Below are 253 nucleotides of genomic sequence, written 5' to 3'. Positions count from 1 at the left end.
CAGCGGGCACAATTGCCAACGCGTCAGCGGCAAAGCGGGGGAGGGCGGAAAAAAGAGGCTATTCTGTTGTGCCGCTTGCTCGTCACCTTGCTCTATCTACGTCAACACTGGACGATGCAAGGGATCGCGGCAGTGATGGGCTGTGCGGAAGCAACGGTGTGCAACTACATCCATGCAATCCTGCCCTATCTGCGACAGGAACTACCGGCCAGTCTTCTCGAACAATGGCAGCAGGAGTGCACCAGTGTCGAAC

1 protein-coding gene is annotated in these 253 nt (G+C 57.3%); it reads left to right on the top strand.

The features are described from left to right. Positions 1-12 precede the first annotated feature (12 nt). Positions 13-253 (top strand): transposase family protein (locus JUK32_RS00050; protein WP_204136835.1); only part of this gene is annotated, 241 nt, incomplete at its 3' end.

It is taken from the genome of Halomicronema sp. CCY15110, assembly GCF_016888165.1.
Taxonomy (GTDB): domain Bacteria; phylum Cyanobacteriota; class Cyanobacteriia; order Phormidesmidales; family Phormidesmidaceae; genus Halomicronema.
The sequence above is the reverse complement of the archived record's forward strand: the minus strand, read 5'-3'. Positions and strand labels throughout refer to the sequence as shown.